A 14,953-nucleotide genomic window follows, 5' to 3' on the forward strand; every position below is an offset into this window, starting at 1 on the left:
GGCCCTGAGCAGGGGGGCGGTGTAGTAAGTCCAGTCTTACTAATTCCCCCTTGCCAACTTCAAGGCTCCAGCCCGTGTCCGCATCCGCCATCGAACCCGTCTCGTTCACCCTGTATTCGAAGGATTTCGACAGGTTCGCCCAGGAACTGGGCGCGTCGTTCCAGCGCTACGGCTTCGCGGTGATCTCGGACCACGACCTGGCCCAGGCCCGCATCGACGCGGCCATCGCCGACGCCAAGGCCTTCTTCGCCCTGCCGGAGGAGATCAAGAAGCAGTACGCCGGCGCGTCGGGCGGGTCGCGCGGCTACATCCCGTTCGGCATCGAGACCGCCAAGGGCGCCACCCACTTCGACCTGAAGGAATTCTGGCACGTGGGCCGCGACCTGCCGCCCGGCCATCCGTTCCGCACCAACATGGCCGACAACGTCTGGCCGGCCGAGATTCCCAGCTTCCACCACAATGTCGGCTGGCTGTACGGCGCGCTCGACAGCCTGGGCGTGCGGGTGCTGAAGGCCATCGCCACCTATCTGGACCTGGGCCGCGACTTCTTCGACCCGACGGTCAAGGACGGCAACAGCGTGCTGCGCCTGCTGCACTATCCGCCGATCCCGGCCGACGCCGTCGGCGTGCGGGCCGGCGCCCACGGCGACATCAACACCATCACCCTGCTGCTAGGCGCCGAAGAGGGTGGGCTGGAGCTGCTGGATCGCAACGGCGAGTGGCTGCCGATCAACCCGCCGCCGGGCTGCATCGTCTGCAACATCGGCGACATGCTGGAGCGGCTGACCAACCACGTCCTGCCCTCGACCATCCACCGGGTGGTCAACCCGCCGCCCGAACGCCGCGGCGTGGCGCGCTACTCGACGCCGTTCTTCCTGCATTTCGCGTCGGATTATCTGATCAAGACCCTGCCCAGCTGCGTGACGGACGAAAACCCCGACCGCTATCCCGAGCCGATCACCGCCGACGCCTTCCTCCAGCAGCGCCTGCGCGAGATCAAGCTGGCCTGACGCATGTTTGCTTCAGATTGAATCGTGCTTCTCAAATCTCCGTTTCCCCGACGAAGGTCGGGGCCCAGGTGAAACCCACGAGCCGCTCTGGATGAATCTGGGTCCCGGCCTTCGTCGGGAAAACGGGCGTTTGGGGCGGACGCTTCAATGTAAGCCAAACGCGCTCTAGGCGGCGCATCGGCCCTCCATCAGGCTCCGGACGAGCCGGAGGCGAGGAACCGCCAAGCAAAGACCAGCCCCCGGCGTCCAGCGCCGGGGGCTTTCCCTATTTGGCGATGCGCAGGGACGAGATTTCCTGGCCGATGGCCCGGAACGCGGTCTTCAGGTCCGCGCCGGTGTCGGGGAAGAAGGCGTGATCCCTGTCGGTGGCGCAGGTGGTCAGCATCTCCGTGGCGGCGGCGTCGTCGCCGACGTCGAAGCCCACGGTGTAGAGGATGATCCCCTTGGCCCTGATGTTCTCGCACAAGGTCGCGGCCTGGGTGAAGGCGTTGCCGTTGGTGGCGTCGCAGTTGATGTGCTGGTTCGTGGCGCCGCTGCCCGAACCGGCGTTCTTGGCGATCACCCCGTTACAGTAGTTGGTGTTGAAGGCTCCGTCGGTCATCAGGATGACCACCTTCATCAGCTCCTTGCGGCCATAGGGCGCCGGCCTCTGGCTGGCCTGTGGCCACAGCTCGCCGAAGTTTGGCGAAACCATGTTCCAGCCCCAGGCCAGGCCGATCTGGCCGGCGGTCGATCCGGCCGGCGCCAGCTTGGCGATCTCGGCCTTCAGCGTGGCCTTGTCGCTGGACAGCGGGCTGATCTTCACCTTGGGGCAGGTGTTGTTCAAAGTCGGATCCGGATTCCCATAGTTGCGGCCGACATAGGACGTGCTGGGCGCGGCGTCCGTATAGGCCTCGGTTCCCGTTCGCTCGGTGGCGCAATTGTTGATCGGCCAGGTCAGGGTTCCGCCGCTGGCGTTGGTGAAGGTGAAGTTCCGGCAGCCCGGCGTGGTGCTGGTGTCGCAGGTCGCCGTGCCGCCCGAGGTATAGGCGGCATAGGCCGTGCCGATCGCCCCGGTGTCGAAACTGGTCGCGTCGAGGGGGGAGATCGTGAACTTCTTGCCGTTCAGCTCGGTCATCCCCTGCATGTTCGCGATCTCGATGAGGTCGCCCGTGGTGAAGTGGTTGACGGTGCTGGTGGTGACCACCACCGAGCAGTTCGCGGTGCGGCAGCGGGTGACGGTCCCTCCCGAGGTATATTTCGTGTAGAAGGTGCTGTTGACGTTGGTCAGCGTGAACGTGGTGGTCGAGGGCACTTTGGCGACGGTGAAGGTCTTGTTGTTGACCTGCGTCATGCCGACGACGCCCTTGATATAGACGGTGGCGCCCACCGGAAGTCCGTGCGCGGCGGACGTGGTGAACACGGCCGGGCTGGCCTTGGTGATGGCCGAGAGGTTGACCGGCGCCTGCTGCTGCCAGGCCGCGCCCGAGATCGTGGCCGCCCGCACCGGGCCACGGGCCGCGTCGGCATAGGTGTCGACAAAGACGCCCGCCGAATAGGGCACCAGGGCCACCTTCGAATAGTAGGGCGCCTGGACATCGCGAACCACCAGGTCGACCAGGTCGGCGGCGCCGGTCTTCAGATCGGTGATGCGGCTACCCGACATCGATCCCGTGGTGTCGAGCACCAACGCCACTTCCAGGTCCTGCGAGGCCCGGACCACCTCGGTGCGCACGGTGACCTTGGAATCATTTTTCGTCCACAGCGTGGTGACGATCGGCTTGAGGTCGACCGACACGGCGCCGGTGATGGTGTTGCCGCTGATCGAGAACGTCGAGTTCGCGGCCGTCAGGGGCACGCCCAGGCCGTCCATCTCCGTCGCGAACGCGGCGTCGCCGATCAGGTCGACAGCAGCGCTGGTGGTCGCGGTCGAACGCGCCGCCATCAGGGTGGCGGCGTCCAGGGCGTCCTGCATCTGGCGCTTCTGGACACTGACCCAGCCGATATCGAGTAGGCTGAAGGTCAGGAAGCCGATCGGGATCACCAGCAGCGCGAACTGAATCGCCACGGCTCCACGCGCGTCGGCACGGAGGCGCGTCGCCAGCCGGTTCAACATGGTCATGAGCAACGCCCGATACCCCCCAGAAGATCGGACATCCTCGCAGAGGACGGTGAACAGCAGGCAAACGACGATGGTGAATCCCATCGCCGTCATCCGGAGCGTCGGACGGGCTACCAGCCGCAGCTCTGGCCCTTGTTCTGCCGGGTCAGCCAGACGTTCAGCGGCGCGAAATAGTCGGCGATGGCGCTGGCGTCCAAGTCCTTCTCGCCGGTGAAGGCTTCCAGCGCCTCGGGCCAGGGCTTGGACTGGCCCATGGCCAGCATCTTCTCGAACTTCTCGCCCACGGCCTTGTCGCCATAGACCGAGCAGCGGTTCAGCGGCCCCTTCCAGCCGGCCTGGCGGCAGGCGGCCCGGTAGAACTGGAACTGATAGACCTGGGCCAGGAAGTAGCGGGTGTAGGGCGTGCTGTCGGCGACATGGTACTTGGCGCCGGGGTCGAAGGCGTCGGCCGGGCGCGGGCCGGGCGGGGTGATGCCCTGGTACTGGGTGCGCAGCTTCCACCAGGCCGCGTTGTAGTGGGCCGGATCGACCTGGCCCGAAAACACCTGCCACCGCCACTTGTCGACCAGCAGGCCGAACGGCAGGAAGGCGATCTTGTCCATCGACATCTTCAGCAGATAGGGGATGTCGGCCTCCGCGCCGGGCACGGTGTCGATCACCTCGACCTGCTTGAGGTAGGTGGGCGTCAGGGCCGACAGGCCGACGAAGTCGCCGATCGCTTCGTGGAACCCATCGTTTGCTCCGCCCCTAAAGAGGAACGGCTGGCCGGCATAGGCCCGCTGGTAGAAGTTGTGCCCCAGCTCGTGGTGCACCGTATAGAAGTCGTCGGCATTGACCCGGGTGCACATCTTCACTCGGATGTCCTGGTCGTTGTCGACGTCCCAGGCCGAGGCGTGGCAGACCACCTCGCGGTCCCGGGGACGGGTGATCATCGACCGCTCCCAGAAGGTCTGGGGCAGGGGCGGCATGCCCAGCGAGGTGTAGAAGCCCTCGCCGGTCTTCATCATCCGGGTGGCGTCATAGCCCTTGGCGACCAGCGACTGGGTCAGGTCGTAGCCCGGACCCGGAACGCCCTTGGGGGCGGCGATGTCGTAGATGTTGCCCCAGCTCTGGGTCCACATGTTGCCGGTCAGGTCGGCGCGGATCGGGCCGGTCTTCGGCTGCACCGCGTCGCCATACTGGGCGTTGAGGCGTCCACGCACATAGCAGTGCAGGTTCTTGTAGAACGGGGCGACCTGGGCCCACAGGGCGTCGGTCTTGGCCGCGAAGGCGTCGGGCTCCATGTCGTACCACGAGCGCCACAGGGCCCCGGTGTCCTTGTAGCCCAGCTCGACCGAGCCTTCGTTGGCCAGCTTCACCAGCTTGGGATAGTCGGCGGCCATCGGCTTGGCCACGGCGTGCCAGGCCTCCCACATCGCCTGGATCCTGGCCGGGTCGCGCTCGGTGCGCAGGCGGTCGTCCAGGTCGTCCAGGGTCAGGGTCTCGCCGCCGATCGTCACCTTGCCGGTCGAATACAGCGTGCGCATCCGCGACTGGACGTCGGCCAGCTCCTGGGCCGCGCCCGGGCGGTCGGAGGCCGGCAGGACCAGGCCGGCCTTGAGCAGCATCAGCTTGCGGCGGATGACCGGATCGACCTGGACCTTGTCGAAGCGGGCGGCCTGCTTGGCGTATTTCACCGACAGGGTGTTGGCCTGGGCCTCGGCCCGGGCGTTCAGCCAGTTGGTGTCCTGCGTGATGTAGGTGGCCTGCACCCAGGCGACGCGGGCTCCGTATTCGCTCATCGCCATCAGCTCGGCCTCGGCGGCCTCGACGAAGGCCTTGGCCTCCCCGGCGGTCGGCGTGGCGGACGCGGCGGTCTGGGCGTGGACCGAGGACGCGGCCAGCGGACCGGCGCAAAGGGCCAGCGCGGCGCAGGCGGCCAGCAATCGGGTCTTCATGGAAGCTTCCCCCAGCAAACGATCCGGTCCTTGGACCGGGCAGCGCATGGGAGATCGCCCGCGCCGAGCCGTCAACCCAGGGGCGCGCGACGCCGCGTCCTTTTGGAAAAACCGCCGCCTTCTGCTATAGGCTGGCCTCGATCCTGAAATGTCTTGCCCCTGGACCTCCCCTTGAGCGTCACCCTCGACCTGTCGCGCATCACCCCCGCGACGCCCGCCCAGAAGCCGCCGATCAACCTCTCGGGCCTGACCCGGGCGCAGCTGGTCGTCGCCCTGACCGAGTCCGGCGTGGTCGAGCACGGCAAGGCCAGGATGCGCGCCACCCAGCTGTTCCGCTGGATGCACCATCGCGGCGTCACCGATTTTTCGATGATGACCGACGTCGCCAAGGAAACCCGCGCCCGCCTGGCCGAACAGTTCACCGTGTCGCGCCCCGAGGTGGTCGAGCGCCAGGTGTCCAAGGACGGCACCCGCAAGTGGCTGCTGCGCATGGGACCCGGCATTGAGGTCGAGACCGTCTACATCCCGTCGGTCGGACGGGCCGGGGCGCTGTGCGTCTCCAGCCAGGTCGGCTGCACCCTGAACTGCAGCTTCTGCCACACCGGCACCCAGGCCCTGGTCCGCAACCTGACCGCCGCCGAGATCGTCGCCCAGGTGCAGATCGCCAAGGACGACCTGGCCGAATGGCCGTCGGACAAGGAAGACCGCCTGCTCAGCAACATCGTGTTCATGGGCATGGGCGAGCCGCTGTACAATCTGGGCCAGGTGGCCGACGCCATCGAGATCATCAGCGACAACGAGGGCATCGGCATCTCGCGTCGCCGGATCACCGTCTCGACCTCCGGCGTCGTGCCGCAGCTCGACGCGCTGGGCGACAAGACCCAGGCGATGCTGGCCATCAGCCTGCACGCCACCAACGACGCCCTGCGCGACGAACTGGTGCCGCTGAACAAGAAATACCCGCTGGAGCAGCTGATGGCCGGCATCCGCGCCTATCCGGGCATCAGCAACGCCCGCCGGGTGACCTTCGAATATGTGATGCTCAAGGGCGTCAACGACAGCCCTGACGAGGCCCGCGCCCTGGTCAAGCTGATCAAGGGCGTCCCCGCCAAGGTCAACCTGATCCCGTTCAACCCGTGGCCGGGCAGCGACTACGAGTGCTCCGACTGGGCGACGATCGAGGCGTTCGGGGCGATCCTCAACAAGGCCGGCTACTCCTCGCCGATCCGCACGCCGCGCGGCCGCGACATCCTCGCCGCCTGCGGCCAGCTGAAGAGCGAGAGCGAGAAGGTCCGGGCCTCGGCGATGCGCAAGCTGTCGATGGCGGCCATGGCCGGCGTGCTGGACGACGAGGACGAGGCGGCGGCTTGATGTCGGACGTCGCCGGGCCGGACGCCGCCATGATGGCGGGCCCGGAGGCGCTGGCGCGGTTCCTCCGGACGGCCGACGAAACCGTCCTGCGGGGCGTGTTCTCGACCGGCGAGGTGACCATCCTCGAGAATTTCCCGCCGCACGTCTTCACGGGCCAGGCGGGGCTGGCCCATTGGCGCGCCCTGATGGCCCGGCACGTGGGCGCGATCGAAGACCTGAGTCACACGTTCGGGCCGCCGCAGGATTTTGGACGGACGGACGACACGGTCTATTTCTCCCTGCCCACCCGCTGGACCGGCGTGCGGGACGGCGCGCCGTTCGACGAGCACGGCGGATGGTCCTTCGTGCTGGTGCGCGAAGACGGAGGCTGGCGAATCCGCGCCTATGGCTGGTCGGTGGTGAGCTTCGCGCAGTGACGCGTGGCGACGTTTGCTTCCGACCCTGAGCGGACGCTCCCGTATCCCTCTCTCCTAGAGAGAGGGAGGGGCCCGCCGCGAAGCGGTGGGAGGGTGAGAGGTTACACCCTGTCCGACCGGAGCACCGCCAGGATGTCGTCCGCTGTTCCACCCGGATCGGCCAGGACCTGCGNCGCCGCGAAGCGGTGGGAGGGTGAGAGGTTACACCCTGTCCGACCGGAGCACCGCCAGGATGTCGTCCGCTGTTCCACCCGGATCGGCCAGGACCTGCGCGTTGCGGAACCTCACCACGATGTATCCGAATAACGCCAGGATCTGGGTGCGACGACCGTCATAGGCCTCGCGACCCTCATGGGTCGGGCCATCCAGCTCGACGATCACCTTGGCCGCCTCGCAGACGAAATCGGCGAAATAGCGGTCGATCGCCACCTGCCGCAGGAACTTGAACCCGCCCAGGCGGCGATTGCGCACCACCAGGGTCCAGAGCGTCTTCTCGGCCAGGGTCTGGTTGCGGCGCAGACGACGGGCGTTGGCGGTCTTGTCCATGGCCAGAGCCTGGCCGCGAGACTTGGGCCGATCAACGAAAGGAATCGAGATTTTTCGGCAGCGGTGAAACCTCTCACCCTCCCACCGCCTGCGGCGGCGGGCCCCTCCCTCTCTCAAAGAGAGAGGGGTTCCGTGTGCACGTCCATCCCCGGAGCGTCCGACATAAAACCCCACGAAATCAACACCCTAGAAAATCTCGACCCAATCTCGTCCTCCCCCTCAAAACCTCCCGCATAATCTTCCTCGCCCCACCGCTGGGGAGGCCGTCCAGCTGGCGACCTGACGGGCGGTGCGGGGCGGTCGAGCGGGGCGTGTCCGTCGGCCGGTTTCGAAGGGCCTGGATGGCCCGGTCGGCGGAGCGTGGGGTCCTGGATGGGGCTTCGGGCGGTCCGGACCGGACGGCGGGAACACCCCCTCGGGGCCGAAAGACGGGCGCCACAGGCGCGGGCTGAAATCGCCCGCGCGGTCCGGACGGGGTCGCTTCCCCTCCGCCCGCCGGAGGCCTCCATCGGAGCGGGTTAAAAATCCGCGACCCGAAGGCTTTCGTCCACCGATCGCGCGGAGCGCCCGTGACGTGTCGAAACGGTATTCTCCAAACTCTACCTCCGGGCATGGCCCGGACGCTTCGCCGCCTCCCCACACCTCAGCGGGTTTCCGCGTGAGATCACACGCACTTGCCCCCACCTGACCGCTGCGCGGTCTGTCAGCGGCGAGGGGGCGGAGCCGCGCGCTCTGGGCTCTTCCCCCTATGGGGGAAGACGGCCGGAGGCCCGTAGGGGGCAAGTGATCAGGCGCCCCCTACGCACGGCCCCAGAACCCGTGCTAGCAATGCCGTCCTCAAGTTTCGGGGTTCACCGTTTCCATGCCTCCTCAACTCCAATCGCCCGAGATCCTGGCCTTCGCCAAGGGACTGCCCCTGACCCTGGGCCACGCCGCCATCACCCTGGCGATGCTGGTGCTGGGCACCGCGCTCTACGCCCTGCTGACCCCGCACAAGGAGATCAAGCTGATCCGCGAGGGCAACGCCGCCGCCGCCCTGTCGCTGGGCGGGGTGATGGTCGGCCTGGCTATTCCGCTGGCCACCTCGCTGTCGGCTTCGGTGTCGCCGCTGGAGATCGTGCTGTGGGGCGTCTCGACCATCGCCGTCCAGCTGCTGGTGTTCCGGGTCACCGACATGCTGCTCAAGGGCCTGCCCGAGCGGATCAACGAGGGCGAGGTCGCCGCCGCCGCCCTGCTGGTCGGGGCCAAGCTCGCCACCGCCCTGATCCTCGCCGCCGCCGTGGCCGGCTGACGGCGGGGGACCCGGGGGCGATCCAGTGCATTTCCCGAGACTTCCGGACTGGCTGATCTACGGCGCGGTCGTCGCCGCCCTGCTGGTCGTGGCCGTCGGCCGGCAGGAGCGTTCCGACGCCCCGTCGCCGCCGCCGCCCGTGCCCGGCGGCGAAGGCCTGCCGCTGGGCCCGGCCTCGCCGTTCGACCCGTCGATCGTCGTCCAGGTGCCCGACAACGGCCAGCCGGGCAGCGGCACCGCCTTCTCGGTCGACGACGGCGGCTCGTGGCTGACCGCCCGCCACGTGGTCGACGGCTGCAAGGAGGCGGCCATCGTCGTCGCCGACGGCCGGGGCGTGGCCGCCAGGATCACCCTCGACCCCGCCGGCGACGCCGCCATCCTGACCACCGAGGGCGGGGCTCCGGCCGTGCCGATGCGCGGCGTCGGCGACCCGCCGCGCCGGGGCGAGCGCGCCTTCCACCCCGGCTTCCCGCAGGGCCATCCCGGCGAGGTCACCTCTCGCCTTCTGGGCCGCGAGAACCTGGTGATCCGGGGGCGCGGGGCCCGCACCGAACCGGTGCTGGTCTGGGCCGAGGTCGGCCGCACCGACACCCTGAAGGGCACGCTGTCGGGCCTGTCGGGCGCCCCGGCCCTCGACAGCGCCGGGCGGGTGATCGGGGTCACCGTGGCCGAGTCGCCGCGCCGGGGCCGAATCTACACGACCGCGCCGGAGACCGTCCGCGACCTGCTGGTCCAGGGCCGCCGCCGCACCGCCGGCTTCGCCCTGGGCGAGCAGATCACCACCGAGAACTACGGCCGCGTCGCCGACGGCCTGCGCCGCGACCTGCGGGTGGCCCAGGTGGTGTGCTTGAAGGTCTAGGCTATCGGTTCCTCGGCCGGCGGAATCTCGGCCGCTCGTTTTTCCCGCCGCGCCACGGCGAAGGTCAGGAAAACAGCGAACACCCCGATCACGGTCGAGTAGAGAAAGAAAACCAGGTAGCCGCTGCCCAGGGCGGCGGGCGAGACGCCGGTCTTGGCCGCGCCCGACACCAACGAGCCGGGTGTCATGGCGCCGAACAACGGCTTGAACATCGCCAACGGGCCGCCGAGCTCGGCCGCCCGGGCCGAACCCTCGACGATCCGCCCCGACATGGTGGCGATCACCTTGCCCGGCAGGGCGTAGAGCGATGAGAACAGCGCGTACTGGGTGGCCGTGAAGCCCTGGCCCGTAAGGCTGGACATGTAGGCGATCAAGGCCGTGCCCGAATAGCCCTGGGCGATGTTGTCGAAGCCGATGGCGATGGCCAGCGCCCCGACGTCGTGGCCGCGCATGGCCAGCCACGCGAAGACCATGTTGCTGAGCGGCCCAGCGAAGGCGCCGATCACCAGCGAGCGCATCAGCCCCAGCCGCGCCACCGAGATGCCGCCGGCCAGGACGCCCAGCATCGACATCAGCATGCCGAACACCTTGCGGATCTCGGCGATCTCGACCTTGCTGAACCCCAGGTCGAGGTAGAACGGGTTCATGATGTTGAGAACGAAATCCGACAGGCGGTAGAGGCAGATTAGGGCCAGGATCAAAGCCGCCGTGCCCTTGTAGCGCTGGAAGAAGTCGATCAGCGGCGAGCCGAACGACTGCGACAGATAGGCGCCGGCCCGGGTCGGGGTGCGGGGGATCGGCCAGCAGGCGGCGACGATGATCGCCAGGCCGAGCACCACGGCCGTGAACTGCAGCAACGTGCCGATCGGCGGAGTCTTCCATGCGTCGGCCAGCCCGAAGGCGTCGGCCGAGCCCAGCAGGGTCAACGGGGTTGGGTTACCTGATAGTCCGGACCCGGCGATCAGGGCCCCGACCACGAAGATCGCGCCGCGCACGATCCATTCGACAACGTCGAGCACCGGTCGGGCCGGCACGCCTTCGGTGTGAATCGGGCGGATGACGTGGGCCTTCTCACGGGGCGCGCCCAGCACGCCCAGCACGCCGATGAGCATCAAACAGGCCATCACCGCATAGGAGAAGTTCCAGCCCCGGACCTCGGCCAGCAGCAGGGGAGCGGCCCCCGCCACCACGATGGCGATGCGGTAGCCCCACTGATAGGCGGCGGCCATCGCGCCCTGACGCTCGTTCTCGGCGGCCTCGATGCGCCAGGCGTCGATGACGATGTCCTGGGTCGCGCCGGAAAAGCCAACGAAGACCGCCATGGCGGCGATCGCCCCCAGGCCGGTCATCGGCGACTGGCCGGAGATCAGCCACAAGCCCAGCATCACGCAGGCCTGGGCCACCAGCATCCATGAGCGGCGATGGCCCAGCCATTTGGTCAGGAACGGGATGCGCACCCGATCGACCAGCGGCGCCCACAGGAACTTGGCGGCGTAGGCCATGGTCGCCAGGCTGAAGAAGCCGATGACCTCCAGCGAGACGCCGCTGTCACGCAGCCAAGCCGACAGGGTGTCGAAGACCAGCAAGTTGGGCAGGCCGGCCGAAAAGCCCAGGGCCAACATCACCAGGATGCGACGGTCGGCGAAGGCCCCCAGGATGGTGAGCTTCTTTTCGGTTGGCGTGGTGTTCACGATGGCGTTCCCCGGTGCGGGGACCGCCCCGCCTTAGCCGGCGACCTTGGCGCGCGTCGCGGCTTTCGTCCAGCCGAGCCCGGTCCAGTTGGTGAGCACCCCCCGCAACGCCGACGGCGTCAGGGGCTTGGCCAGGAAGTCGTTCATGCCCGCCGCCAGGCAGGCGCGGCGGTCCTCGTCGAAGGCGTCGGCGGTCAGGGCGACGATCGGGGTGTTGACGCCGCGTTCGCGCAGGGCCCGGGTCGCCTCGATGCCGTTCAGGCCGGGCATCCGCAGGTCCATCAGGATCAGGTCGTAGAAGCCGCGCGACAGGGCCGAGACGGCCTCGTCGCCGCTGGCGATGCGGTCGACCTTGCAGCCTTCGCGCTCCAGCAGGGCGCGGGCCAGCAGGGCGTTGATCGGGTTGTCCTCGGCCAGCAGCACGCGGACGCCGGGCGCGGCGGCCGGGGCGATGCGGTCGTCGTCGGGGGCCCGGGAGGCGGTCGGCGTCGCGACCTCGACCGAGGTGGTGCGGCTGGCTGCCCCAACCCTCGTGATTTTGGCTTCCAGCACCTGGGCGATCAGCGAGGCGCGGCGCAGCGGTTTGATCAGGTAGCCGCTGAAGCCGGCGGCCTTCAGCTTGCCGATGCGATCGCGCTGATCGGGGGTCAGCAGCACCACGCAGGCCCGGCCGGCCGGTGGCCTGAGCGCGCCGCGCGGTCCGGCCAGCACGGCGTCGAGCAGCAGCACGGCCTCGGCCGGCGCGCCCTTCAGGGCCTCGGCGACGCTGGACCCGGAGAGGGCCTGGCCGCCGCTGGCCCGGATCTGGCGGATGGCGGCTTCGCGGATCATGGCGTTGGGCGAGGCGATGGCCACGCAGCGGCCCCCAAGCGGCAGGTTGGCGAGCGGCAGCTCGGCCAGCCCTTCCGGCGCGGTTTCGAACGGGGCCTCGAACCAGAAGTCGGCGCCCTGGCCCAGCTCGCCGCCGACCCCGGCCTCGCCCCGCATGGCGGCGGCCAGGCGGGCGACGATGGCCAGGCCCAGCCCGGCGCCGCCCAGCTGGGCCTGGTGCGAGGGGTCGGTCTGGACGAAGGCCTCGAAGATCGCGGCCCGCTTTTCGGGCTCGACGCCCGGCCCGGTGTCGCGGACCGAGAAGCGGACGCGACCGCCCGCTGTCAGGTCGGCGCTCAGCAGCACTCCGCCGGTTTCGGTGAACTTGATGGCGTTGCCGGCGTAGTTCAGCAGCACCTGCCGCAGGCGGCCCTCGTCGGCCAGGATGGTCGGCAGGCCCGGCGCGGCGGCCCAGGCGATCTCGACGCCCTTTTCGTGAGCCCGCGGGCTCAGCAGCTCGGACACCTGGCGCAGCAGGTTCTCGACGTCGACCGGGGCGGTGTGCAGGTCGATCGCCGTCGCCCCCAGCCGCGCGAAGTCGAGCACGTCATTGACCAGCGACAGCAGGTGGTCGCCGCTTTCCCGCAGCGCCGCGACATAGGCCCGCTGCTCGGCGGTCAGGCGCGTGCCCTCCAGCAGCCGGGCCATGCCCAGCACGCCGTTCAGCGGGGTGCGGAACTCGTGGCTGAGGGTGGCCAGCTGTTCGGGGGTGACCCCGGTGGAGGAAGGACGGTTGCTCATGGGCGACGATCCTAGCGCCCACGGCTTAACGACGGGTCAAGCGGCGGAACGAAGTTCGGTAGGCGGGCGCGCCCTTAAAGTCCTCCCCCCGTGGGGGAGGCGATCACGAAGTGATCGGTGGGGGGACGTTGGTGGAGGTGGGATCGCTCCCCCCACCGGCGCTGCGCGCCACCTCCCCCACAGGGGGAGGACTTGGACTTCTACTTCGCCCCCTCGCGCCTTGACGCGTCCCGTTCGGCCCGCTCCTTCAGTTCCTCGTCCAGGCTGGCGGTGTCCCACGCCCCGCCGGCGTCGCCGGGCCGCAGCCGCGCCAGGTCGGTGGCCAGCAGGCGGTCCATGGTCTGGGCGGCGTCGCGCGAGGCCAGGATGTAGGCCTCCTCCTGGCCCCAGATCGGGCGCAGTTCCTCGAACGACTTGCGGTCGTGGCGGCGGAAGAACGAGGCGGCGCGATAGGCGCGGTGGGCGCGGTAGCCCAGCTTCTGCAGGGCCGTCGTGCCCAGCGCCAGGGCGGACTCGAAGGTCTCGCGCTCCACCGCGTCGGCGCCGTTGGCCAGCAGGTCGTAGGCGTGGCGACGGTCCCAGGCGCGGGCCAGGATCACCAGGTCAGGATAGGCCTTGCGGGCGGTCTCCACCAGTTCGACGGTCTTCTCGCGGTCGTCCAGGGCGACGATCAGCATCCGGGCCCGCTCGATGCCGGCGGCCCGCAGCAGGTCCATCCGCGTGGCGTCGCCATAGTGCACCCGGCGGCCGAACCGGCGCAGCAGGTCGATCTGCTCGATGTCGCTGTCCAGCACCGTCGAGCGGAAGCCGTTGGCGGTCAGCAGGCGGCCGGTGATCTGGCCGAAGCGGCCGAAGCCGGCGATGATGATGTCGGGCTCGCTGTCGTCGAACTCGCCGGTGTCGGGGACCACCTTGGGGATGGCGGCGTCCATCATCGCCGCGATCCGCTCGTAGAGGATCATCGCCACCGGGGTGAGGGCCATGGAGACGGCGACGGCGGCGGTCAGCAAGGCCGCCAGGGTGGCGCCGATCACGCCGGCCCCGACCGTGAAGGTCAGCAGCACGAAGGCGAACTCGCCGCCCTGGGCCAGGGCGGTGGCGACCGCCGCCGCGCCTCGGGCCGGCGCGCCGAACAGCCGGGCCAGGCCGAACATCACCAGGAACTTCAGGCTCATCAGCCCGACCACCAGGCCGATCAGCACCAGGGGCTGGCGAGCCACCAGGCCCAGGTCGATGCCGGCTCCGACGGTGATGAAGAACAGGCCCAGCAGCAGGCCGCGGAACGGCTCGATGTCGCTTTCCAGCTCGCGCCGGAACTCGCTTTCGGCCAGCACGACGCCGGCCAGGAAGGCGCCCAGGGCGGGGGACAGCCCGACCATCTGCATGATGCTGGCCACCCCGACCACGATCAGCAGGGCGGCGGCGGTGAAGATCTCGCGCAACCGCGCTTCGGCGATGAAGCGGAAGATCGGCCGCACCAGGTAGCGGCCGCCGCCGACCACGATGCCAACGGCCGCCAGCACCGACAGGCCCTGGGCCCAGGTCGGCAGGTGGGCCACCAGGCTGCCGCCGCCGTGGCCGGCGGCCTCGGCGTGGACGCTGGGGGCGATGGTCGCCAGGGTCGGCAGCAGAGCGAACATCGGGATCACCGCCAGGTCCTGCAGCAGCAGAATCCCGAAGGCGGCGCGGCCGACCGGACCTTGCCTCAGGCCTTTCTCGTCGAGGGTCTGCAGCACGATGGCGGTGGACGACATGGCCAGCACCATCCCGACGGCCAGGGCCGTCTGCCAGGGCAGCCCCAGCAGCATCGAGAAACCGGCGATGGCGACCGAGGTGCCGACCACCTGGGCGCCGCCGAACCCGAAGATCGCCTTGCGCATGTCCCACAGGGTGGAGGGCTGGACCTCCAGCCCGATCAGGAACAGCAGGATGACGACGCCGAACTCGGCGAACTTCATGACGTCGGTCTGCTCGCCGACCAGCGACAGGGCGAAGGGGCCGATCAGCACCCCGGCGATCAGGTAGCCCAGCACCGAGCCGAGGCCGAGGCGCTTGGCGATCGGCACGGAGATGACGGCGGCGCCGAGATAGACCAGGGCCTGCAACAGGAAAGGCATCTC

At 69.1% G+C, this 14,953-nt stretch carries 11 protein-coding genes; 5 read left to right on the forward strand and 6 right to left on the reverse strand.

Annotated elements, in window-relative coordinates; translation table 11 throughout:
* The first annotated feature begins 74 nt into the window (after window positions 1-74).
* Window positions 75-1,010 carry an isopenicillin N synthase family oxygenase gene (locus tag ASD79_RS01715; RefSeq protein WP_056719326.1) on the forward strand — a complete coding sequence of 312 codons (936 nt, stop codon included), beginning with the start codon at window positions 75-77 and terminating at the stop codon, window positions 1,008-1,010.
* A gap of 265 nt (window positions 1,011-1,275) precedes the next feature.
* Here ASD79_RS01715 and ASD79_RS01720 read toward each other — a convergent pair whose 3' ends face one another.
* Together ASD79_RS01720 and ASD79_RS01725 are read right to left on the reverse strand one after the other, a co-directional pair.
* Window positions 1,276-3,057, reverse strand: a complete 1,782-nt coding sequence (locus tag ASD79_RS01720) for a ubiquitin-activating E1 FCCH domain-containing protein (RefSeq protein WP_235524296.1) — start codon at window positions 3,055-3,057, stop codon at window positions 1,276-1,278.
* A gap of 164 nt (window positions 3,058-3,221) precedes the next feature.
* On the reverse strand, window positions 3,222-5,048 hold the full coding sequence (locus tag ASD79_RS01725; protein WP_056719327.1) for a M2 family metallopeptidase: 1,827 nt from the start codon (window positions 5,046-5,048) through the stop codon (window positions 3,222-3,224).
* Window positions 5,049-5,219: 171 nt separating this feature from the next.
* Here ASD79_RS01725 and rlmN point away from each other — a divergent pair, with 171 nt between their 5' ends.
* The gene (gene rlmN, locus ASD79_RS01730) at window positions 5,220-6,419 is read left to right on the forward strand and encodes a 23S rRNA (adenine(2503)-C(2))-methyltransferase RlmN (protein ID WP_056719328.1); all 1,200 of its coding nucleotides are present in this window, start codon (window positions 5,220-5,222) and stop codon (window positions 6,417-6,419) included.
* Window positions 6,419-6,835 carry a hypothetical protein gene (locus tag ASD79_RS01735; RefSeq protein WP_056719329.1) on the forward strand — a complete coding sequence of 139 codons (417 nt, stop codon included), beginning with the start codon at window positions 6,419-6,421 and terminating at the stop codon, window positions 6,833-6,835. The genes rlmN and ASD79_RS01735 overlap by 1 nt, the downstream gene beginning before the upstream one ends.
* 201 nt (window positions 6,836-7,036) lie before the next feature.
* Here the strand turns inward: ASD79_RS01735 and ASD79_RS01740 are convergent, their stop codons facing one another.
* Window positions 7,037-7,381, reverse strand: coding sequence for an endonuclease domain-containing protein (locus tag ASD79_RS01740; protein WP_056719330.1), 345 nt, complete (start codon window positions 7,379-7,381; stop codon window positions 7,037-7,039).
* A gap of 862 nt (window positions 7,382-8,243) precedes the next feature.
* Between ASD79_RS01740 and ASD79_RS01745 the strand changes: the two genes are divergently transcribed.
* Window positions 8,244-8,672 (forward strand): DUF350 domain-containing protein, encoded by a 429-nt coding sequence (locus tag ASD79_RS01745; RefSeq protein WP_056719331.1) that lies wholly within the window; start codon window positions 8,244-8,246, stop codon window positions 8,670-8,672.
* A gap of 25 nt (window positions 8,673-8,697) precedes the next feature.
* Window positions 8,698-9,531, forward strand: coding sequence for a serine protease (locus tag ASD79_RS01750; protein WP_056719332.1), 834 nt, complete (start codon window positions 8,698-8,700; stop codon window positions 9,529-9,531).
* On the opposite strand, the gene ASD79_RS01755 is transcribed toward ASD79_RS01750, so the two are convergent.
* The 3 genes from ASD79_RS01755 to ASD79_RS01765 all read right to left on the reverse strand — a co-directional run bounded on the left by ASD79_RS01755 (window position 9,528) and on the right by ASD79_RS01765 (window position 14,950).
* Window positions 9,528-11,222: an MFS transporter gene (locus ASD79_RS01755; RefSeq protein WP_235524297.1), complete on the reverse strand. Its 1,695-nt coding sequence runs from the start codon at window positions 11,220-11,222 to the stop codon at window positions 9,528-9,530. The genes ASD79_RS01750 and ASD79_RS01755 overlap by 4 nt on opposite strands.
* 33 nt (window positions 11,223-11,255) lie before the next feature.
* On the reverse strand, window positions 11,256-12,833 hold the full coding sequence (locus ASD79_RS01760; RefSeq protein WP_056719334.1) for a response regulator: 1,578 nt from the start codon (window positions 12,831-12,833) through the stop codon (window positions 11,256-11,258).
* Window positions 12,834-13,033: 200 nt separating this feature from the next.
* Window positions 13,034-14,950: a monovalent cation:proton antiporter-2 (CPA2) family protein gene (locus tag ASD79_RS01765; protein WP_056719335.1), complete on the reverse strand. Its 1,917-nt coding sequence runs from the start codon at window positions 14,948-14,950 to the stop codon at window positions 13,034-13,036.
* Window positions 14,951-14,953 lie beyond the last annotated feature (3 nt).

The sequence above is a fragment of the Caulobacter sp. Root655 genome (genome assembly GCF_001427665.1).
In the GTDB taxonomy this organism is placed as follows: Bacteria; Pseudomonadota; Alphaproteobacteria; order Caulobacterales; family Caulobacteraceae; genus Caulobacter.

What these genes read in the sequence shown, in the direction of transcription:
- ASD79_RS01745 (WP_056719331.1), top strand. Translation starts at nt 8,244, where the DNA reads ATGCCTCCTCAACTCCAATCGCCCGAGATCCTGGCCTTCGCCAAGGGA.
- ASD79_RS01740 (WP_056719330.1), bottom strand. Translation starts at nt 7,381, where the DNA reads ATGGACAAGACCGCCAACGCCCGTCGTCTGCGCCGCAACCAGACCCTG.
- ASD79_RS01760 (WP_056719334.1), bottom strand. Translation starts at nt 12,833, where the DNA reads ATGAGCAACCGTCCTTCCTCCACCGGGGTCACCCCCGAACAGCTGGCC.
- ASD79_RS01725 (WP_056719327.1), bottom strand. Translation starts at nt 5,048, where the DNA reads ATGAAGACCCGATTGCTGGCCGCCTGCGCCGCGCTGGCCCTTTGCGCC.
- ASD79_RS01765 (WP_056719335.1), bottom strand. Translation starts at nt 14,950, where the DNA reads ATGCCTTTCCTGTTGCAGGCCCTGGTCTATCTCGGCGCCGCCGTCATC.
- ASD79_RS01735 (WP_056719329.1), top strand. Translation starts at nt 6,419, where the DNA reads ATGTCGGACGTCGCCGGGCCGGACGCCGCCATGATGGCGGGCCCGGAG.